This window comes from Novacetimonas maltaceti (assembly GCF_002906255.1).
Lineage (GTDB): Bacteria > Pseudomonadota > Alphaproteobacteria > Acetobacterales > Acetobacteraceae > Novacetimonas > Novacetimonas maltaceti.
Map to the genome: position 1 here is coordinate 56,517 of NZ_POTC01000006.1, position 20,403 is coordinate 76,919.

The following is a 20,403-nucleotide window of genomic DNA, read 5'->3' on the forward strand; positions in this document are numbered from 1 at the left end:
GGCAGGAATCAGATCCCGGCGCCCGCCGTGTCAAGGCGCGTGAGCACTTCGATACGGACCTGCAGCGCCTTCTGGATCGCGTCCATCGCCTCGTTACATTCACGCATCTTCAGGACGCTGGCGTTGAACATGTCGGCGAACTGCTCCGCCGCCTGCCCGGAATAGACGGTGGCGAACATGGTCCAGCTCTGCTCCAGCTGCTCGAAGGCCGCCTGGATGGCCTCACGGCTGCGCAGCAGCGCCGCGTCGTAATCGTTGAGAACGCCAATCAGGGCTGTCGTGTCGATCATTGTCCGGCCTCCATGTATTCCTCAAGGATCGCAAGCTTCTCCGCGATGAACTCACGATAGGCGGGCGCGTCCTGCGTGCTCCACAGGTTCAGCGCCTCGCTCAGTTCCTGCCACGAGGCATTGTAGCGCATCGAACTCTGGTCATTGTCCCATGCGGCCATCGCCTCGTCATGGAAGCGTGTCAGCTCCACGAGCGTACTGGACAGTACGTCGCTGAACTCCTCCAGGCTCCTGTTGAACTGCTGCATCTGTTCGAATGTCTCATCAAGCGATGACATCGTCCGCTCTCCCAAGCAAAGTATGGTCCACGATTCCCGGCGCAGGTGTCCTGCGTGCCGCCATCAGTCCGCGCTCATTCCCCGAACAGGGTCACCAGCGACCTTTCCTGCGACGGCCCCATCAGGTTTACCGTCGTCACGTTTTCTTCCGCGTCGTCGCGGCTGCGGCTGGTCGGGGTGCTGACCCCCACCCCGCGCGCAAGCTCACGCGTCAGGATGTCGAACACGATCCAGTGGAACGTCTCCCCAAGCGCGTTCGCCCGCGCCTGGAACACCTTGCCCACCTCCGCCATCGTATTGCACAGCATGATCGTGTGCTGCCCCGTCTCCGGCCCCTTGCCCAGCCGCTTCGACAGCGCGTTGCCCGCGCTGCGCGCGGCCAGCGTGTCCGGGACCCGCAGGTCCGGCGCCTGGTCGGGACCGATCAGCAGCAGCACGTCGGCGCTGCCGTCCGGGGCGCGGGCCTCCAGGAAGTCCTTTGCGTCGGCGGCATTTTCCGACACCACCCAGTGCGCGGGCATCGGCCGCCCGGTCAGGGCGATGGCAGCGTCGATCACCCCACGGAAGGTATCGGCATACAGCGCGGTATTGAGGATGCGCACCGATCCCACCACCGAAGGCGCCAGCGAGGCGAGCGAGACGATGATCCCGGCCAGCAGCTTGCCCTGCAGGTCGCTGTCCTTGACCACCGACAGCAGGTTTTCCCCATCCCCGCGCCACAGCACCGCGCTGGCCTGCCCATGCAGGGAGGTGTCGCGTCCCAGCAGCAGCGGCACGGGATGGATCTGCGCATCGAGCCGGACGGGGAAAAGGCCCTTCTCCTCCGGCCGCTGCGCGGCCAGCGCCTCGAGCGCCGCAGCGTCGAGCGGCGCGCCCGTGGCCTGCATGCGCTGCAGCAGGAAGTTGCCCGACAGCGTCGGCAGCGTCAGCCCGTCGATCACCTCCAGCCGCGGCCAGTGCGCCTTCTGCGCGTCGGTCCGGCGGCGGGCCAGTTCGTCGAATTTCGCAAACAGCGGCGCCAGCCGCGCATTGTCGTCCTGCGATGCGCCGGGGGCGTTGATCTCCGCATCGCTCCGGCCATCGAGCAGGTCCACATGCCCGACGACGTTGCCATCCTTGCCGCCGTCGCTGTTGACCAGGATGTCACCGCGTTCACGGACCATGCTGCGCAGCAGGGCCTTGCCCTCGCGGTTGAATTCCTCCAGCCCCTCGATCGCATCCCCCGACAGTTTCATCGACATGCGCAGCGCGATGTTGCTGAAGATGTTCCGGCCCTGCGTCATGCCGGGCGCCTTCATGCTCTGCGATGACAGCAGGATGTGGATGCCCGCCGAACGCCCCTTGGCGACCAGGTTCTGGATCACCTTGGAAATCTTCGGCGCCTGGTCGGCGTTGCGGAACATGACCTGGTATTCGTCGATCACGATCAGGAGGCGCGGCGCGGGGCCACGGGGCTGGCCCGCATTGTGATAGGCGGTGATGTTCTTGAACTGCCCGTGCCCGTCGTCATTGTCACGGAACAGCTTGATGTTGCGCCGGGTCATCTCCGCATCGAGGTTCTCCAGCAGCGAGCCGACATACGGCAGCGCCGTGCTGGTCGCGATGACCGCCGTGTGCGGCATCTGCCGGTAGATGTTGAACTCCGTCCCGTCCTTGAGGTCCACGAGGTAGAACTGCAGTTCATCGGGGGAATAGCGCATCGCAAGGCCAAAGATCAGCACTTCGAGCATCTTCGACTTGCCGCTGCCGGTCTGCCCCGCCAGCACGCCCGCCGTGACGATGCGGCACAGGCCATCGGGTTCCTCCCCGAACAGGACGCTCGGGCCGTCGGGCGTGTTCGTCAGGGGGGTCTGGATGAAATGCACCGCCCTGTGGGTCCACCATTTGCTCACGGGCGGGATCACGGCGAAACTGCTGCCCTTCACCGGGCGGGCCAGCGATTGCAGGATCCGCGTATGCAGCGGCGCGGGCGGCAGGCGGTCCACCGCGATGCCGGCCCCCGTCGCGGCCCCCGCCGCAAGGGTGCGCAGGTCGATGACATGCGCGCCCTTGCGGACGTCATCGAACCCCTGCGGCAGCTTCTCGACGCCGTCGCCGCGCGCGCCGAACTGGTGCGCAGGCGGCGTGACATTGACATGCGCGACAAGGTAGCGCCCCACCGGCGGGCCGTTGAGGGCGATCTCGCGCAGCTTCGCGGACAGGGCGTCATATTTCGGGTCGCCCACGTCCAGCGCGCAGACCACCTCGTATCCCCCCGCAAGCTTCTGCTCCTCGCGGGTCCAGGAATGGAAGTCGGGACGCCCCTGCAGCATCGTGCGCGTCGCATCCACCAGGTCGTTGCAGATCGTCGCCAGCGCATTGGCCGGCTGCGCGGAATCGACCGGGCGGCATGACGGCAGGTATGTCTGCTGCGCGAACGCACGGCCAAGCCCCACCGGGTCAAGCAGGCTGAAGCGCACGTCATCGGTCATCATGCACGCAAGGCGCAGCACCAGCACGCGCACCAGTTCATGGGCCATGTCCTTCGTGCTGTCATCGGACAGGATCAGCCACGATTTCTGCCCCGCGATCAGCGGCAGGTACGCAATGGCGCCCGACGGGCCACGTTCCCTGCCCCAGCGCAGCAGGAAACCGTCATCGCCGTTGCGCGTCAGGCCCGCGGGCCTGCCACTGCGGCGCCAGCGCAGCCATTGCGGCGCCCATTCGGCCCGCAGCCCCGCGCAGTCATCGGCAGTGAAGGACGCGTTGAGGTGGAAATGATCCGGCGCGAACATCGCCTCGCGCACGGTTGCGCCCGCGTCACCGACGATGTGCGCGCACAGCGCGACCGACGGCGCGCTGTCCGTGCCGCCGCCCTGCGCCACCAGCCGGTCATGTTCCGCCCGCCACGCCGCGTTGCATGCCTCCTGCCCTTCCACCGCGATGGCGCGCAGCAGCGCGTGCGGCGGCCTGCTGCCGGGGGGGGCGGACCTCGGCGGCGGCGCGACCTCGGGGGCCGCTTCGGGCGTGGGTTCGGGCGCGGGTTCGGGTGTTGCGGCAGGCGTGGGAACCATGCTCAGGAGGTCTTCAATGGACTTCATGGTTCTTCAGATCCTTTGCTGCCGGGAATACGGGTGCGATGATCGCGCGGCATGCACGCGCCTTGGGATGGCATGCATCATGAAATGGTCTCCAGCACCTTCACCGAAGGCATCAGGATACGGCAGAAGCAGGTCTCCTTGTCCTTGCCCATGTGCTGCGCCATCCATGCGCTGGTGCACGGCAGGATATGCGCAAGCCGCATCTGGTCCACAGCCTTGCCCCTGAGGATAGGGAGGACGAGGGGAACATTCGTGTCCGGGTTCACGACATCCAGCTTCACCGGCAGCGCTCTGATGCTCTGGCCCAGATCGGGGATCGTTTTCCTGAAAGCGACAGTGTCCACGTCCTCGCTCATCAGTCCGTTGAGGAACGGGACATACCTGTTCATGTCGGGAAGCGCTTTCGTGGCGGCCTTCAGCAGGTCAAAACCGTGCTTCTCGTTACGGAAAAAGAGAGCGCGGTGCTGGTAGAGGTAGTACATCCCTTCGCCGAACAGGCCCCAGCCGACCTTCTTTTTCGCCAACTGTTCGAAAATCTTCAGGGCCGTGGTCTCGCTTTGCGAAACACCGATGCCAAGGGCATGGCAGTAGGCCAGACGCAACAGCGCCCATTCACTACCGCTGTCCGCGGCACGCCTGGTCCATTTGAACATCCTGTCCGGGTCGGCGCACGGGTTTTCGGTATGGGCGGAATAGACGTACGACAGGATCAGCATCGACCCATGATCGCCCTTCTCCGCCAACTGCTCGTACTGCTCGAGCGCAATCCGGCGGTAACGCCCCTCCGCCAGCGAACCGGCGCCGAGATACGCGCGCAGGTACACCCGCAACTGGGGATCTTCCCCGGCGGCAATGGCACGTTCGTAATACTGTGCCGCCTGCAGGTAGTAGGCCTTGACCATGTCCGTGGCGGCAGGGTTGCCATCATATGTCCGCCCTGCCGCAGCGCGGAAGAAATCCCCCACGAACGCCAGAGGCGTCAACAACTCTTTCGTGTTGATGCAGCGTTCGGCGCGCTCCGGATCCTGCATGTAACCGACGCACCGGTTGAACGGTACGTCGCCGACGGCAGGGTCATTCATCCAGCACAGCATCAGTCCCAGCACGGCCCGGGCATCGTACTTCCCCTCACCCGTCGGCGTCAGGACGTCGCCATACCATTTGCTGGCCTTGACATAGTTCTTGCGGTTCCGTTCGGTGTCGCCAAGCAGGATTTGCACATCCGGATGATCCGCCACGCCGGGTTCGGTGAGCATCGCCACACCGCCATCGACATCAAGGGGGCAGAACTTCCCGTCAATCATCAGCTTGCCGTACAGACGCTTTGCGTTCACGCTCCCCTTGGCCACCCCCTGCCGGAGCAGGTCGATCGCACGGGTCTTGTCGGGCGCGCCGGGCACGACATTGCTCAGCGCAAGCGACGCCAGCAACCCCATGGCATCGGCATTTCCCAGTTCCACGGCCTTTTCCAGCCATGAAATCGCGTCGGGCCATTCCTGCCTGCCCACACGGAATTTGCCCAGTTCATACATCGCCCGCGCGCTGTCCGGAACCTTCGCCTCCGCCGCCTGCGTAAACAGTGCGACGGCACGCTCGCGCACCGTGGGGTCCGTTTCCTGCACATACAGGCAGCCAGCCGCGATCATGGCCTCGACGCTGCCCATTTCGACCGCCTTCAGGTACCACTCCAGGGCCTCGGGGGTATCGTGCGCCACACCGTTGCCATCGCGCAGGCTGTCGGCATAGCGCACCATCGACTGCCGGTTCCCCCCCCGCGCCGCCATGGCATCGAAATGGGCCGCCTTGCGCGGATCCGGCGCGAACGGAATTTTCCCCTCCACGCGCCCCCGTCTGATGGAGCGCCAGCTATACAGGCAGCCCAGCGTGTTCATTGCATCCACGGAGCCCAGTTTGACCGCCTGCTCCAGCAGGCGCAGCCCTTCGTCCACCTCGGGCTTCAGCACGTCCTTCACGCCAATGACGCAGCACATGCCAAGGTAGCTCATGACCTTAGGGTCATCCCCGGAGGCGGCAGCCAGCTTGAGCCAGCGGATCGCCTCTGCAAGGCTGACGTCCGACGTATTCTCGAAAACCTGCAGCCCCAGCTTCTTCTGCGCGGCGCAATCGCCCAGTCCGGCTGCCTCCCGACATGCGGCAAGGGCCGCCGCATCATCCTTCGGCCCCCCGATCCCCTGTTCGAAACACCGGACCAGCAGGACAAAGGCCGCGCGCCGCTCGACCGGGTCGAGGGAACTTCGCTCTGCCGTCGCCTGCTTCAGCAGCGCCACCGCGCGCGCGGCCTCGGCCGGGGCGGGGCTGTCGCCATCAAGGATCTGCTTCGCCGCCTGATACGCATACGAGAAGTTCCCAAGCTCGACCGCCCGGTTCTCCCACCTGCGCAGGTCGTTCGTGTCGGAGTCGTGGCGGCAGAGTTCGATCAGCTTCTGCACGGCCTTCAGCGCCAGCGCGTCCGTGCTCTGCGCGACGCGCATCAGCCACTTCTTCGCCTTGTCGCGGGTGGCGGGATCGGGCGGCAGCATGGCGGCATACGTCATCCCCGCGCCGAACATGCCCTGCATATTCCGCCTGTTTCCCGCCTTTTCATACCAGGCGGCGCTGGCGGCGAAGTCGGGGCTCAGCCGGGCGGCGTGCAGCATGGCCTCCACATTGCCCGCGGTCCCCGCCTTTTCATACCATTTCAGCGCATCCGCCTTGTCCGGGCTCAGCCGGGCGGCATTCATCATGCCGTCGACGTCGCCCGCGGCCCCCGCCTTTTCATACCATTTCAGCGCATCCGCCTTGTCCGGGCTCAGCCGGGCGGCGGCCATCATGCCGTCGACGTTGCCCGCGGCCCCCGCCTTCCCGTACCAGTCCAGGGCCCCGGAGAGGCTGACCTCAACCCCTTTGCCTTCCTCAAGGAAGCAGCCGTAATTGAACATGCCCTCGCCAGAGCCCTTCTGCGCCGCCATGAGATAGTATTCGGCCGCGGCCTTCAGGTCGGTGGCAAACGGGCTTTGGCCCTCCAGTTCCTCGAAGGTGACTGTCTTTTTCTCATAAAGCTCGCCAAGCACCAGCATCGCATCATCGTCGCCAAGCTGGCATGCCTCATTGAGCAGCCGCTCCCCTTTCCTCAGGTCGACCTTGAGGTCCCGGCGCGGGCCGACCAGGTAGCACCAGCCCAGTACGGTCATGAGGGAGGAGTCCTTCTTTTCGGCCCCTTTCATCAGCCACGACAGCGCCTCGTCCGCCGGAAGGCCATAGCTTGGAAACGCATACAGGACGCCCATCTTGCGGGCGCAATCCCCGTTGCCAAGTTCCGCCCCGGCGCGCAAGTAATCGATCCCGGCGCCATAGTCGCAATCGCTGTCCCCGTACAAGCCTAACGCCGACGAGGCCAGCAGATCCAGCGCCGCGCCACGCTGTGCATTGTTGGCCCCACTGTCCTTTGCCACGACCTTCTTCAGCAGCGACATCGCGCGCGCGCGCATGGTGGCGGAAGGAGCCCGTTTCCCAAGGAGGTTGCGCGCGACCGCCACGCCGGTGTCCACGTCGCCCAGCGCGAAGGCGCGGTCTTGCCACCGGTACCGTTCGGTCGGGTCGGGATCGCGCGCATGGACCCGCATCAGGGCACGCGAGGCCTGCAGCGCGAAACTGCTGTCGCCCAGGGCGACCTTCTGCAGCAGCGCGATTCCGCGGCTGCGGTCGGCAGGGGATGCCCCTTCGACGCAGTAAAGCTGCCCCGCGCCCAGTTCGCCTTCGGCATTCCCCTTGGCCGCGGCCCGGTTGTAGAATTCCAGCGACCGTGCCTCATCCCCACACAGCCGTGCCACGCCCAGCATGCCAAGGACCTCGCCCCCGTTGGCGGCCTTTTCATACCATTGCAGGGCGGCATCGCGGTTCTGCGCGACGCCCGCGCCTTCGGCCAGGCAGTCGGCATAGCGCGCCATCGCGAACATCCGGACCCAGGCTTCGCGCGGCGGCACATTGTCCTGCCCCGCCGCGCGGGCATACAGTTCGGCCGCCTTGTCCATCTTCACCGCAAGCGGGCTGTGCCCACTGACGGTCCCACATGAGAATTCACCATCGGACGCATACAGATCGGCCAGCGTCACCATGGCGGGGACATGGTTGAACTTGGTCGCCGCCGTGTTCAGCAGGCCCGTTCCCCTGGCCACGTCGACGACAACCGCCCCACCCACGCCAAGGATATAGCAGACCCCCAGGCGGCCCATGCAGTCGGGGACCTGCGCGTCGGCGCCTTTCTTCAGCCACTCCAGCGCCTCCGCCGGCGGGAGGCTGCTGTCTTTCTTGAAATAGCGTTCGCCCAGCCACCGCAGGGCATCGGGATCGCCCAGTCCGGCGGCGCGCACGCGCAGGGCAAGGCCCGCCTCGACACCGGCCTCGACGCTGTGCGGATCCTCGTCATCGTCAGCGATCGTGCCACCGGCCGCGTTGTCCGCGCATCGCGCCAGCAGGTTGAACGCCGCGCCACGCAGCGCATCGTCCGCGCCACTTCCGTCCGCCGCGACCTTCTTCAGCAACGCCTGCGCACGTGCGCGGCGCGCGGCGTCGGGGGCCGGGGCGACGGCCAGGGCGTCGATGATCTGCCGCGCCACGTCAAAGGCGACCTGCAGGTCGCCAAGTTCGATCGCCCGGTCTTGCCAGAACTGCAGTTCGGCCGGGTTGCTGGACGCGCGATACAGTTCCATCAGTTCATGCGTGGCCGGCAGCGCGTTCGCCCCCCCGCCCTGCGCGACCTGCATGAACAGCGCGATGCCCCTGGCGCGGTCCGCCGCACCCGACGACGGGTCGCAACAGATCCGCCCCGCGCCCAGCATGCCGTCAAGGTTGCCCTTGGCCGCGGCCTTTTCATACCATTGCAGGGCGGCGGGCACGTCACGTTCGCATCCCATGCCATCGCGCAGGCAGTCGGCATGGCGCACCATCGCGATCACGTCGCCCTTTGCCGCGCCCATGGCATAGGCGGCGGCGGCCTTGTCCATGTCCACTGCCGGGGGGCTGTCGCCACGCACGGCGCCAAGCGCGACCCGCTTCGTGGCATGCAGGTCGCCCAGCAGCCGCATCGCATAGCCCGAATCCAGCTTCGCCGCCTCGTCCAGCAGCATCAGCCCCGTGCGGATGTCGCGCGACACCTTCCCGGCCATGCCGATGACCTCGCAGAAGCCGAGGTTGGCCATGCTGACGGGGTTCTTCAGGTCGGCGGATTTACGCAGCCACTCCAGCGCCTCCGCCTGCGGGACGGCCCTGTCGCGGATGAAATACGCCTCCCCCAGCCAGAAGATGGCATCGACATTGCCCAGTTCGGCCGCGCTCACGCGGCGGGCGGCTTCCTGCGCGGGATCGGCGCTGCCGCCCTGTTCGTCATATTTGACCTGCAGGTTCAGCGCCATGCCGCGCTGCGCATCGGTTGCGCCGCTGCCTTTTGCCGTGACCTGCTCCAGCAGGGCCATGCCGCGCGCGCGCTGCGCCGCACCGGCCGCGGGCGTGTCAAGGATCCGCTGCGCCGCGTCGAGCGCGACCTGAATGTCCCCCAGTTCGATCGCCCGGTCTTCCCACCGGTACAGTTCGGCCGGGTCGGCATCGTGCACATGAAGCCCGATCAGCTCACACGCCGCCACGCGGGCGTTAGCATCGGTGCCCCACGCCACCTGCCGCAGCAGGTCGATCCCCTTCGCCCGGTCCGCCACGCCCGATTTCGGGTCGCAGTACATCTGCCCCGCGCCGAGCATGCCGTCGAGGTCGCCCGCCGCCGCGGCCTTTTCATACCAGCGCAGGGCCTCGGCGGTGTCCTGCGCAACACCCGCGCCATCGCGCAGGCAGCGGGCGTGGCGCACCATCGCGCCGACATCGCCGTGTTCCGCCGCCATGCGGTAATACTGGTCCGCCTTCGCCATATCCACCGCAAGCGGGCTTTCGCCACGCACGGCGCCAAGGGCGGCATCCGCCGACGCATACAGGTTGCCCAGCGTCACCATCGCAAGGACGCTGCCGGCCTGCGCCGCCTTCTCCAGCAGGGCCACGCCCTGCGCCACGTCGCCCGCAAGGCCGACGACACAGCAGAAGCCAAGCCGCGCCATGCTGGCGCCATCCCCGGCATCGGCGGCCCTGCGCAGCCACTCCAGCGCCTCTTCACGCGGGATCGGCCCGTTCGCATCCATGCAGGTCGCGCCCAGCGCCGCCATGGCCCCGACACCGCCAAGGCGCGCCGCCTCCCGCCGCCAGTGCATCGCGCGCGCGGCATCGCGCGCGGTGCCCACGCCATCGCGGCAGCATTCCATCAGGCGGGTGGCCGCCCATTCGCGATTGAGCGGCGTGCCGCCGGGGGCCGCGACCGCGCGTTCCAGCAGGGGCACGGCGTAGGCCGGACTGCCCCCGCGCCCGGCCAGCATGTCCGCCGCGACAAGCAGCATCGACAGCACGTCGCCCCCATCGGCGGCCTGCGCCAGCGCGATGCGTCCTTCCTGCCGGGTGGCTTCGGTCGCGCCCGGACCCGCCAGCAGGCGGCGGGCATGCGCGCCGATGGCGGCGGTATCGCCGTGCCCGATCGCCAGTTGCAGCCAGGCGTCCAGTTCCGGCAGGGGCGGCACGGCGGGCAGCAGGGCAGAGGCACGCGCATCCATGTCCGGCGGCACAAGGCCGGCATATCCCCCAAGGTCCGCCAGCCACGCGGCGGCGCCGGCGATGCCCTCCCCCGCCGCGCGCCGCATCCAGTCGATCGCGTCGGCGGTGGGGGGATTGGCCATCACGGACTCAACGATACCGGACAGTCCCCCGTCCACGCCCACATGCACGACATCGAAATAGGCAGCCAGCGCACCGTCCACCTGCGGCGGGGCCCACAGGCGCGCGATGTCGAAGACCGACGTGCTTTCCTCGTCATCATCGACGACGGCCTCGCCATAATACTTCAGGGCCTGTTCGTACCCCTGCGCCAGCATGGTGTCGTCCGCTGCGGGATCGTGGCCACCCAGCGCATACCAGTCGCCCAGGGCGACATAGCCTTCGGGCGCGCCATCGCGCACGGCGGCGGCGCAGCGCGCGCCACGGGCAAGGCGGTAGGCCTGCATGTCAGTCGGGTCGGTCACCCCCAGCAGCGCGGCGGAGCGGACCTGGGTCATCCGGACCGCCAGCGGGACATCATCGGTGCCTGTCTGAGGGTCCTGCTGTGGAATATCGACGACTGACATATATGCCCCGTACACTTTTTTTGACCAAGCGCGTTATAGCAGGGTGACAAGTTACACGTCGATACGATATTTGAAATAAATAGACCGGGTAGACACGGCGGACAAAATGACCCGCTGCGGGCGAAGACGTGCGCCCGCGCGTGCATGCTGCAACAATTCCGTCATGATTACAGGAACACGCATTAAATATGACCTTCCGCGCAATTCCCATTACTTCACCCTGCGTGCCCGATCCTTTGCCAGAGGGGCGCAGGCGGGGCCGGATGTTCCGCCATGTCGCGCACATGCGCCATGGCCGGGGCCTGATGCTTGCGGCGGCATGCGCGGCCATGGGCCTGCACGCGCCCGCCCATCCGGCCCACGCGCAGGGGGCATACACCACGCGTGAGACGTTTTTATACCAGAACGATACCATCGCGCTCCAGACCGACGCGCAGGGAAACGATTACGTCACGGTCATGGAAAAAGGCATGTCGTCCGCGCTGAAGATGCACGATGCGCATATCGTGCAGGTCTTTGACCTGCCGGACGAAACCGTGGCCGTCATGCGCGGGCGCAGCGATGCGTGCGCCACGGGATACGCGACGGTTTCGCTGTGGGACGGGCATAACATGCGGATCGACAGCCTGCCCGCGCCCTGCGCCGAATATGGCGTCGGCAACATGGACCGCAACATGATCGCCTTTCGCGGCATGGGGCAGGACGACACGCTCTACCTTTACATGCAGCACAGGTTCATGGAATCCAGCGCCCGCGACATGCCCGCCACGGGGCAGGACGGGATGCAGTACACGCACGTCACGCGCGCCGATGACTCTGCGGTCGAAAACCCCGACGACCCGTTCTCCCCCCTCAGCCAGCAGTGGGTGGACAACCCGGCGGCGTACCGACCGGCACATGCCGTACCGGACGCCACGCAGGCCGCCCCGGCCCATGACACGCCGCCCGTACGCCATGTGACGCATCATCGCCGCAGCATGGCGGTCCCGCACATGGAAAAGATCCCCACCAGTATCCCGCGGGCGGATGAAACCGATACCTCGCAGCCTGTCAAACTGGACCTGACACAGTGACACTCCTTGATTTCGAGCAGTACAGGGAATCGCGCAACAGACGCGCGTATGTCCCGCTCATGCTTTTCCTGACCGTAATCTACCTGGCCTTCGAACTGGCGTTCAATGCACGCCTGCTGGATATTACAGGGACTTTCGCAACACGGCACGATGTTGACGCGATCGAATTCTATGGCCGCGTCATTTCCGGCCTTGCCCTGACGCTTGCGGTCTGGGGCATGATCCTGCGCCATGCGAATGCGACGTACCAGCCCTCGCGCACGGTCATCAGCACGCTGTTCTGGGCTGCGGCCCTCCTGTTGCCCGCGACCTATTTCGGCGAGAAGATGCTGCTTGACCGGATCGTGGCGCATTCCACGGGCGAACAGCGCCGCGACGCGATGTTCCTGCAATATATCAAGCGCGACATCGTCCGCGGCACGATAGATGCACAGCAGATCACACTTGACGCCGCGGTCCGCCAGTCGCCGGAGGGCAAGGCCTTCCTGTCGATCCTGCCATTAATGGCCATGTCGGTCGATAATATCGACGAAAAGGCGCAGGAGAAGGTCAAGGAGGCGATGGCCAGCACCGTCCGCCAGGACATGGGCGGGTCGGACGGCCACGTCTTCAACGAACAGTTCGTCGGCCCGGCGGAACAGATCCGCGCGAAGTTCAACCGGTATGAAGACCTGGCGGCCGCCTTCGTGCGTTCGGGGCGCACGCGGCATGCGCGCACGGTGTATGAAAACGCCCTGGCCAACGAGATCACGGGCACGCGCGACTTCATCCCGCCGGGCCTGAAATTCGACGCCTTCGCCAACCTGCCGCCGTTTGTCGCGACGATGCGCGCGGCGCTGAAGGTGCCCGATGACATCCCCATTTCCGCCAGCATGACGGCAGAGCAGTTCGCAGCGCAGGTCCGCGAGCCCATGGTCACGCAGGAGGTGGAGCGGCGGATTGCGGAACTTGACTACCAGCCGGAAACATTCCTCGACGGGCAGGAACACGCCACGATCGGCCGCGAGGCGATGGAGGCGGTGATTGCCCCGGCCCTTGCGCTTGTCTTTTCCGTGCTGGGCGCGCTGGTGCACCTGTACAAGAGCGCGTACTACCTGCTCTACAGCGTGCGCACCCCGACCGCGCTCGCGCATGGGATCGTCAGTTGCCTGCTGGTGGGCGTCATCATCTTCCTGGTGCGTTCGCCCAATGAGATCACGCGCTCGAAACTGTTCACATCGCTGGAGGAACAGGTCAACAGCGCCAGCCACTGGGGGATGGGCCATGTGCTCAACACCTCGGTCCGGTGGATGATCCAGGCACAGCCGCGTTTCTATCCCTTCAATGAGGCGGACCGGCGCATGCTGCACCTGACCTTTGGCACGCGGGATCTCGATACATCGGAAAAGGCCGCCCCGGCCCCCGCCCTGCGGGACACCGCGACACAGGACACCACAACACAGGACACCACGGCGCAGGACAGCAACGCGAAGGATGCGGCCCCGCCGTCGCCCTGACGGACGGGCCCTCCCCACGCCACAGACGGCATCGCCTGCATTGCGGGCGGTGCCGTTTTTCGTTGGCCCGCATGGCGTGGTCACGAAGGATTGGCTTTCCCCGCCATGCCCATGGCGCGACAGTGCACGGACCGACAGGGATGCAGCGCCATGCCCGCCGTGCCCCCGCATGGCCGGGACGGTCCCCCGCATGACCGCAACAACGAAAAAGGAAATTCCATGTCCCCACGCCTTCGACAGATTGCCGTGCTGGCCTGCGGCATCGCCGCGCTTGGCACCTCCGCCCTGCCTGCCCGCGCCCATGCCGCCGATACGGCCTCCGGCACCCTGATGGGCACGGACGGGACGGCGCGTGGCAACGTGCAGGTCACCGCCGCCCCCCATGGCGTGATCCTGCGCATTACGGCGCAGGGGCTGATCCCCGGATGGCACGGCGTGCATTTCCATGAGAAAGGCAGTTGCGGCGCACCGAAATTCACCAGCGCGGGCGCGCATGTCCACGCCACGACCCCGGTCGTGCATGGCCTGCTGAACGCCAACGCCAATGACGCGGGCGACCTGCCCAACATCTTCGTCGGGCCGGACGGCAGCGCCACCGTGGAACTGTATTCCACACTCGTCACGCTCAACGGAACGGACGGGCACCCCGGACTGCTCGACGCCGATGGCTCCTCGCTTGTCATCCACGCCAACCCCGATGATTACCGCAGCCAGCCCATCGGCGGCGCGGGCGATCGCGTGGCGTGCGCCGTGATCAAATAACCCCCCGCGCGAGCACGAAACATCCGGGCTCTGCCCGGACCCGGCAGGGAGCGCACTCCCTGCACCCTGATTCGTTTAAAAGTAACGGTTTCCAAAGGTCCACGACCTTTGGTGGGGGTGCGGGGGCAAAGCCCCTGCGGATGGTTGCCCCCGCCCGACGCCAGTGGCGCATGTGATCTCCGGGCTCTGCCCGGGCCCGGCAGGGAGCCTGCTCCCTGCACCCTGATTCGTTTAAAAATAACGGTTTCCAAAGGTCCGCGACCTTTGGTGGGGGTGCGGGGGCAAAGCCCCTGCGGGTGGTCGCGCAAACCACGCTTCCGATACGTAAAACCACATCCAACAAAACACACATGCAACCGTTGTTAATGCGTCCAGAAAAGACGATTTACGTTGTGGTTTTGTTGACTCCCCATCATTCGTGTGTTTTTATCCCTTCAAGGCAGACAGTCCTGCCGGGAGGGAATAAGGCGATGGCGTTATTTTCAGGACACGCGGCACCCGGTTTCACGGCGCGGACCACATTGGGGCGGCTGTGTTTCCATGACTGGCTGGCGGGGGCGTGGGGCGTGCTGCTGACGCATCCGCACGACTTTCACCCCGGCAGCATCGCGGCGCTGGACCGTTCGGTAAAGGTGCTTTCCCTGCCGCCCCTGCCCCATCATGACGATGTGCATCCCATCACGCCGGGACTGCCGTGCGCATGGGCGACGGTGTGCGACGCGCGCGACGCCGCCGCGATACGCGCGCTGTATTCCGGCGCGCAGTTCGAGGATGTTCCCGCCGCACCGGTGGACGAACATGTGGTGTTCCTCATCGCGCCCGACATGACGATCCGCGCCACGCTGTCCTACCCGCCCGGTGGCAACAGGGATTTTGGCGATGTGGTGCGGATGCTGGACCTGTTCGGAGCGGATCGCGCGACACCCCCAACCCGCATGGCCGCGGCCTGAACGCACGGTGCGAGGCGTAAGATGACCTTCAACACATCCCTGCGGTCCGGCACCGCCCCCCTGCCCGCCCCGACAATGGCGGGGCAGGCGCTTTCCCCCACGCCCGACGACACGGCCATGCTGGTGCGGCGGGTGCGCGACCTGCTGTCGCCCCATGACCTGGTGATCGTGCCGGGACTGCATGATTCCGGGCCACGGCACTGGCAGTCGCGCTGGCATGCGCTGCTGCCGTCGCGGCGGGTGCGGCAGGTGGACTGGGACCATCCGACCTATGACACATGGGTGCAGGGGCTGGAGCGCACGCTGGCGCACTGCCGCCGCCCGGTGGTGTTCGCCGCGCACAGCCTTGGCTCCATACTGGTTGCGCGCTGGGCCATGCAGCAGGCGCGCATCCCCGTGGCCGGGGCGTTCCTTGTCGCGCCGGCGGACCTGCATGGCCCGCGTGCGCGACAGGTGCCGGGCCTGCTGCACCATTTCGCGCCTGCCGCGCTGGCGCCGCTGCCCTTTGGCGCGCGCGTGGTCGCCAGCAGCGATGACGAATGGCTGTCCGCGTCCCGCGCCCGCGACCTTGCCGCCGGATGGGGCGCGCGCCTGCTGGTGGCGGGGGCGCATGGCCATCTGGGCAATGCCTCCGCCGTGGGGGCCTGGGAGCAGGGCCTGCGGTGGATGGCGGAATTCCTTGAAACCCTCCCTTCCACGCGCACCGCGCCATGACACCACGCCGCATCGTGGCGCGGCCTGTCGTGACGCGGGCATAACCACGGGACATACGACATGCAGGGCCTTCGCGACCGCACGGTCACGGCAATCTTCATCATGCTGGACATCGCGTTCCATGGCATGCACGGCAATACCGTCAGCGCCACCGAAATCGCGCGCCGGTCGGGCATGGCGCGACGCGGGATCGAACCGCTGCTGCAGGTGCTGTCACGCTCTGGCCTGCTGGCGGGGGTACGGGGGCCGCACGGGGGATACCGGCTGGGCCACCCGGCGCGCGAAATCCTGCTGTCGGACATCCACCAGGCCATCGTGACACGCCATGACCGCATGGAACGGCGCAACGGGCCACTGTTCAATACCGTCATCCGGCCGTTCCTGAACCAGATGGAAGGGATGCTGGAACGCGAATACCGCAAGGTCACGCTCGACGAACTGGTGCGGCAGGCCGAAAGCCACGGCCTGCCCCGGCCCGAACGCCCGGTGGCACAGGTGGCAGGTTTTTCCATCTGAATGAAGGTCGGGCGCAGGACGCCGCCTTTTTGAAAAAAGCCGGCACCCAAAAACTTCCATCCGAAAAACACCCCCGCCCGCACGGCAGGAGCCTCCATCCCCCCGGCAGGACGCGAGCCCTTAACTGATCAAAGTTTTTGGTGAAGCTTTTTTCAAAAAGCTTCAAAGAACGCCGCCTTTTTGAAAAAAGCCGGCACCCAAAAACTTCCATCCGAAAAACACCCCCGCCCGCACGGCAGGAGCCTCCATCCCCCCCGGCAGAACGCGAGCCCTTAACTGATCAAAGTTTTTGGTGAAGCTTTTTTCAAAAAGCTTCAAACCCCCTTCACATCTTCCCGCGCCAACGCACCAAAGGCGGCCTCCACGTCACCCTGCGTCCCATGGGCATCCAGCAGCCCACAGGCAAAGGCCAGCGCCGCGCGGCGGCGTGCAGTGCGGGTATCGTGCGTGGGGATGACATCGAAATCCGCCGTGTGGGCATAACCGATGATGCGGCGGATGATTTCCATGGCGCAGTATCCCACCATGTCACCGAACACCGCGCGCAGGAACGCGGCGCGCCCCGGCGAGGCGTCGCCTTCATCGGGGACAAAGAACGCGCACGGCCCCGACGGGGCGGAGGGCGTGGGATGTGCCGCCGCCCACAGCCGGGTGAATTCGGCCGCGAACGTGTCCCAGAAACGCTGTATGTCCGCAACACAGCGCCGCCCCGCATCGGGCGCGAGGTCGGCAAAGCGGCGCAGCACGAGGTTGCCGATGAACATCCCGCAATCGAAGCCGATGGGGCCATAGATCGCGAATTCCCCGTCGATGACGCGCGTATCGGTGGCTGTCGCCATGATGGAGCCCGTATGCAGGTCCCCATGCAGCAGCGCCTGCGGGCAGGTCAGGAAGCGCAGGCGCAACCCGTCCACCGCCCGCCGCACCCCGTGCGAGGCGCGGATCCGCCCCACCACGTCATCAAGGCGCGCATCGTCCCAGTGGTTGCGCGGATGGTCGTGGTACGGGTCATCAAGCACAAGGTCCAGCGTGATGCGCCGCAATGTCTGGTTGCGGGCATAGACCGCCTGCCGGTCGAACACGCACTCGAACGGTTCGGACAGGACCGAGGTGCCAAAGGTTGCCCGCGCGACAAAGGTGGCGATGTCGGGCACCACGCGCGGCCAGTCCACGCCCGACATCAGGGCCGTACGGTACACCGCATGCCCCGCCAGGCTTTCGACCACCAGCACGAACAGGTCCGGGTCGAAATGCAGGCAACGCGTCGTAAGCCCGGGCACGAGGGGATGGATGTCACGCAGGTACGCGGCCTCGAAAAACGTGCGGTCCAGCGGCATCTTCCATGACGGGTCCACGCGCACATGCGGCAGCGACTGCTTCACGCACACGCCGCCGCGCGGGCCATCGACCACGAACACGTTGTTGAGGTTGCCGTCGCTGACCTCGCGGATCGTCCACTGCGCCACCGTCGCGCCAAGCCGTTGCGCGATATCGGGCAGGCCGGACAGGAACGCAAGGATGCCGGGCATGTCCAGCGTGCGGTAACGGGGGGTCTTCGGGGGGGCATGCACGTTCATCGGGGGTCTCCGTCCTGCTGTGGCCGCCGTGACGGGCCACACCAACCGGGATGACGCGACCGCGCGCCGATTGCAAGGGAGCGGCCCCATGCGGGGCGGCATGAAATGCACGATCCTGCATCGTTAATCATGGCGGGATGTGGCGCGGCCCGGACTCCACGATATAACTCATTACATATCAACATGATGGACAAAAATCCCCGTTCCCTTGCGGCGTGTGTCACGCGGGCTTTTCACGCAGGGGCATGGCGTAATTTCGCGCATCCCCGACCCGGAATCGACGATAACACAAAAAATACACGCACAATATTTTATTGACTCATATTGTACCGTTGATAATGTCATTAATGTAATAATACGCACTCATGATCGTTAATATCCACGCCCCCGCATCGCGCGGGACACGCAACGGCACGACCGCAGCGACCCTGCCACCCCTTTTGCCAAGGCATCATGACCATGTCGGACACCTACACCATCCCTGAAAAGATCAACGCCCTGTGGTTCCTGCCCACGCATGGCGACACCCGCTACCTCGGCACGCAGAAGGGCGGGCGCGCGGTGGACCTGCCCTACCTGCAGCAGGTGGCGCAGGCGGCGGACACGCTGGGCTATTACGGGGTGCTGATCCCCACCGGCCGCAGTTGCGAGGACAGCTGGGTCACGGCCTCCGCCCTCGCGCCGCTGACACGGCGGCTGCGGTTCCTGATCGCGCTGCGGCCGGGGCTGCTGTCGCCCACGCTGGCGGCCCGCATGACCGCGACGCTGGACCGGTTTTCGCAGGGGCGGCTGCTGATCAACATCGTCACCGGCGGCGACCCCGCGGAAAACGCGGGAGACGGGCTGTTTGCCGACCACGCCACGCGGTACGAGATCACGGACGAATTCCTCGACATCTACCGCGCGCTGCTGCGGGGGGAACATGTGACGTATGAGGGGAAACATATCCAGGTGCGCGACGGCCACCTGCTGTTCCCCGCGTTCCAGAAGGACGGGCCGCCGGTCTATTTCGGTGGATCGTCGGAGGCCGCGTCCCATGTCGCCGCGAAATCGGTGGACAAGTACCTGACATGGGGCGAACCGCCCGCGCAGGTAGCGGAAAAGATCGCGCACATCCGTGCGCTGGCGCGCGCACGCGGGCGGGAGGTGTCGTTCGGCATCCGCCTGCATGTCATCGTGCGCGAAACCACGGCCGAGGCATGGGCCGACGCCGAGCGCCTGATCAGCCACCTTGACGATGCGACGGTGGCCAAGGCGCAGTCGGTGTTTGCGCGGATGGATTCCGTGGGGCAGTCGCGCATGCGCGCCCTGCATGGCGGGCGACGCGACAAATTGGAGATCAGCCCCAACCTGTGGGCGGGCGTGGGGCTGGTGCGCGGCGGCGCGGGCACGGCGCTGGTCGGGGATGCGGCGACGGTGGCCGAACGCATCGACGAATACCGGCGCCTGGGCATCGATACGTTCATCTTCTCCGGCTATCCGCATGTGGAGGAAGCCTACCAGTTCGGCGAACGCGTGCTGCCGCTGCTGCCGCTGTCACACCCTCTGCGCGCCGGGGCGGCAGGCCACAACATGGGCCCGTTTGGGGAGACGATCGCCAACGACCACCGCCCGCCCAACGCAGCCTGAAGGCCTATGTATCAAAAGTTTTTGGGTGCCGCCTTTTTTTCAAAAAGGCGGCGTCTTTCGAAGCTTTTTGGAAAAAGCTTCACCAAAAACTTTTATCACTCAATCCATTTCATCTTATGATCCTGAGAAGCCATCATGACCGTACTCCTCGACCCCGTGGTGTCCGCCGCCGCCTTTCGCGACGGCATGGCGGCACTCGCCAGCGCCATCAGCATCGTCACCACCGATGGGCCGGGCGGGGCGCATGGCTTTACCGCCTCGGCCGTGTGCAGCGTGTCCGACGCGCCGCCGACCGTGCTGGTGTGCATCAACCGCACCACCAGCGCGCATCCGCACATCGTGCGCCACGGGGTGCTGGCGATCAACGTGCTGCATGCGGGGCAGTCCGCCCTGTCGGACCGCTTCGCCAGCCGCAGCCTCACGATGGCCGAACGCTTTGCCGGGGCCACATGGCGGCGCGGGCCGACCGGCGCGCCGCTGCTGGAGGGGGCACTTGCCAGCCTTGACTGCCGCATCAGCGATGTCCGCGATGTCGGCACGCATGCGGTGGTGTTCGCCCATGTCCTCTCCATCACGCACGCGGCGCAGGCCGCCCCGCCCGCGCTGCTGTGGTTCAGGCGTGGCTATGGCCGGGCTTCACAGGATGGGGAGGATGCTTTTCGGGCTTGAAATGACGCGCGGGCAGGCATAGAAGGGTCGCCAGCATCAGGAGTTGGGGCGACGCCCAACGCCAACCTGCCGTTCCGGGCAAGGTGGCGCTTCCGCAAGGAAGGATGTGGCCGGACCCGGCAACCAAACGGATCAAGCCACAAGCGTTCGGCCCGACAAGA

14 protein-coding genes and 1 riboswitch are annotated in these 20,403 nt (G+C 66.2%); of the genes, 8 read left to right on the forward strand and 6 right to left on the reverse strand.

Annotated features, from left to right (window positions below; all coding sequences use genetic code 11):
* Positions 1-8: 8 nt before the first annotated feature.
* The 4 genes from KMAL_RS03795 to KMAL_RS03810 form a co-directional block, all read right to left on the reverse strand.
* Positions 9-290, reverse strand: coding sequence for a WXG100 family type VII secretion target (locus KMAL_RS03795; RefSeq protein ID WP_110094434.1), 282 nt, complete (start codon positions 288-290; stop codon positions 9-11).
* Positions 287-568 (reverse strand): hypothetical protein, encoded by a 282-nt coding sequence (locus tag KMAL_RS03800; RefSeq protein ID WP_110094435.1) that lies wholly within the window; start codon positions 566-568, stop codon positions 287-289. Before KMAL_RS03800 ends, KMAL_RS03795 begins: the two co-directional genes overlap by 4 nt.
* A gap of 74 nt (positions 569-642) precedes the next feature.
* Positions 643-3,648, reverse strand: coding sequence for an FtsK/SpoIIIE domain-containing protein (locus tag KMAL_RS03805; RefSeq protein ID WP_110094436.1), 3,006 nt, complete (start codon positions 3,646-3,648; stop codon positions 643-645).
* A 77-nt stretch (positions 3,649-3,725) separates the two neighbouring features.
* Complete coding sequence (locus tag KMAL_RS03810) at positions 3,726-10,856, reverse strand: SEL1-like repeat protein (RefSeq protein WP_110094437.1); 7,131 nt, start codon at positions 10,854-10,856, stop codon at positions 3,726-3,728.
* Between the two features lie 188 nt (positions 10,857-11,044).
* Between KMAL_RS03810 and KMAL_RS03815 the strand changes: the two genes are divergently transcribed.
* The 6 genes from KMAL_RS03815 (at position 11,045) to KMAL_RS03840 (ending at position 16,367) form a co-directional block, all read left to right on the forward strand.
* On the forward strand, positions 11,045-11,929 hold the full coding sequence (locus KMAL_RS03815; RefSeq protein WP_146044145.1) for a hypothetical protein: 885 nt from the start codon (positions 11,045-11,047) through the stop codon (positions 11,927-11,929).
* Entirely contained in the window at positions 11,926-13,425 is a 1,500-nt protein-coding gene (locus KMAL_RS03820) for a hypothetical protein (protein ID WP_110094439.1), read from the forward strand. Before KMAL_RS03815 ends, KMAL_RS03820 begins: the two co-directional genes overlap by 4 nt.
* A 219-nt stretch (positions 13,426-13,644) precedes the next feature.
* A complete protein-coding gene (sodC, locus tag KMAL_RS03825) occupies positions 13,645-14,187 on the forward strand; it encodes a superoxide dismutase[Cu-Zn] (protein ID WP_110094490.1) in 543 nt (180 codons plus the stop codon).
* A gap of 470 nt (positions 14,188-14,657) precedes the next feature.
* The gene (locus KMAL_RS03830; RefSeq protein WP_146044146.1) at positions 14,658-15,137 is read left to right on the forward strand and encodes a thioredoxin domain-containing protein; all 480 of its coding nucleotides are present in this window, start codon (positions 14,658-14,660) and stop codon (positions 15,135-15,137) included.
* Between the two features lie 21 nt (positions 15,138-15,158).
* A complete protein-coding gene (locus tag KMAL_RS03835; protein ID WP_239019925.1) occupies positions 15,159-15,851 on the forward strand; it encodes an RBBP9/YdeN family alpha/beta hydrolase in 693 nt (230 codons plus the stop codon).
* Between the two features lie 60 nt (positions 15,852-15,911).
* The gene (locus KMAL_RS03840; RefSeq protein WP_110094441.1) at positions 15,912-16,367 is read left to right on the forward strand and encodes an RrF2 family transcriptional regulator; all 456 of its coding nucleotides are present in this window, start codon (positions 15,912-15,914) and stop codon (positions 16,365-16,367) included.
* A gap of 162 nt (positions 16,368-16,529) precedes the next feature.
* Here the strand turns inward: KMAL_RS03840 and KMAL_RS17135 are convergent, their stop codons facing one another.
* Together KMAL_RS17135 and mtnK are read right to left on the reverse strand one after the other, a co-directional pair.
* Complete coding sequence (locus KMAL_RS17135) at positions 16,530-16,685, reverse strand: hypothetical protein (RefSeq protein ID WP_167400108.1); 156 nt, start codon at positions 16,683-16,685, stop codon at positions 16,530-16,532.
* Complete coding sequence (gene mtnK / locus KMAL_RS03845) at positions 16,682-17,944, reverse strand: S-methyl-5-thioribose kinase (RefSeq protein ID WP_110094442.1); 1,263 nt, start codon at positions 17,942-17,944, stop codon at positions 16,682-16,684. Before mtnK ends, KMAL_RS17135 begins: the two co-directional genes overlap by 4 nt.
* Before the next feature lie 453 nt (positions 17,945-18,397).
* On the opposite strand from mtnK, the gene ssuD reads away from it, so the two are divergent.
* Positions 18,398-19,573 (forward strand): FMNH2-dependent alkanesulfonate monooxygenase, encoded by a 1,176-nt coding sequence (ssuD, locus tag KMAL_RS03850; RefSeq protein ID WP_180999735.1) that lies wholly within the window; start codon positions 18,398-18,400, stop codon positions 19,571-19,573.
* A 135-nt stretch (positions 19,574-19,708) separates the two neighbouring features.
* Entirely contained in the window at positions 19,709-20,242 is a 534-nt protein-coding gene (locus tag KMAL_RS03855) for a flavin reductase (RefSeq protein ID WP_110094444.1), read from the forward strand.
* 28 nt (positions 20,243-20,270) lie between these two features.
* A riboswitch (SAM-I-IV-variant riboswitch) is annotated at positions 20,271-20,379 on the forward strand.
* The last annotated feature ends 24 nt before the right edge of the window (positions 20,380-20,403 follow it).

Bases quoted from the DNA above. Each gene is read 5' to 3' on its own strand.
- KMAL_RS03800 (WP_110094435.1), bottom strand. From the start codon at position 568: ATGTCATCGCTTGATGAGACATTCGAACAGATGCAGCAGTTCAACAGG.
- KMAL_RS03795 (WP_110094434.1), bottom strand. From the start codon at position 290: ATGATCGACACGACAGCCCTGATTGGCGTTCTCAACGATTACGACGCG.
- KMAL_RS03830 (WP_146044146.1), top strand. From the start codon at position 14,658: ATGGCGTTATTTTCAGGACACGCGGCACCCGGTTTCACGGCGCGGACC.
- KMAL_RS03855 (WP_110094444.1), top strand. From the start codon at position 19,709: ATGACCGTACTCCTCGACCCCGTGGTGTCCGCCGCCGCCTTTCGCGAC.
- KMAL_RS03805 (WP_110094436.1), bottom strand. From the start codon at position 3,648: ATGAAGTCCATTGAAGACCTCCTGAGCATGGTTCCCACGCCTGCCGCA.
- KMAL_RS03835 (WP_239019925.1), top strand. From the start codon at position 15,159: ATGACCTTCAACACATCCCTGCGGTCCGGCACCGCCCCCCTGCCCGCC.
- ssuD (WP_180999735.1), top strand. From the start codon at position 18,398: ATGACCATGTCGGACACCTACACCATCCCTGAAAAGATCAACGCCCTG.
- KMAL_RS03815 (WP_146044145.1), top strand. From the start codon at position 11,045: ATGACCTTCCGCGCAATTCCCATTACTTCACCCTGCGTGCCCGATCCT.
- KMAL_RS03840 (WP_110094441.1), top strand. From the start codon at position 15,912: ATGCAGGGCCTTCGCGACCGCACGGTCACGGCAATCTTCATCATGCTG.
- KMAL_RS03810 (WP_110094437.1), bottom strand. From the start codon at position 10,856: ATGTCAGTCGTCGATATTCCACAGCAGGACCCTCAGACAGGCACCGAT.
- mtnK (WP_110094442.1), bottom strand. From the start codon at position 17,944: ATGAACGTGCATGCCCCCCCGAAGACCCCCCGTTACCGCACGCTGGAC.
- sodC (WP_110094490.1), top strand. From the start codon at position 13,645: ATGTCCCCACGCCTTCGACAGATTGCCGTGCTGGCCTGCGGCATCGCC.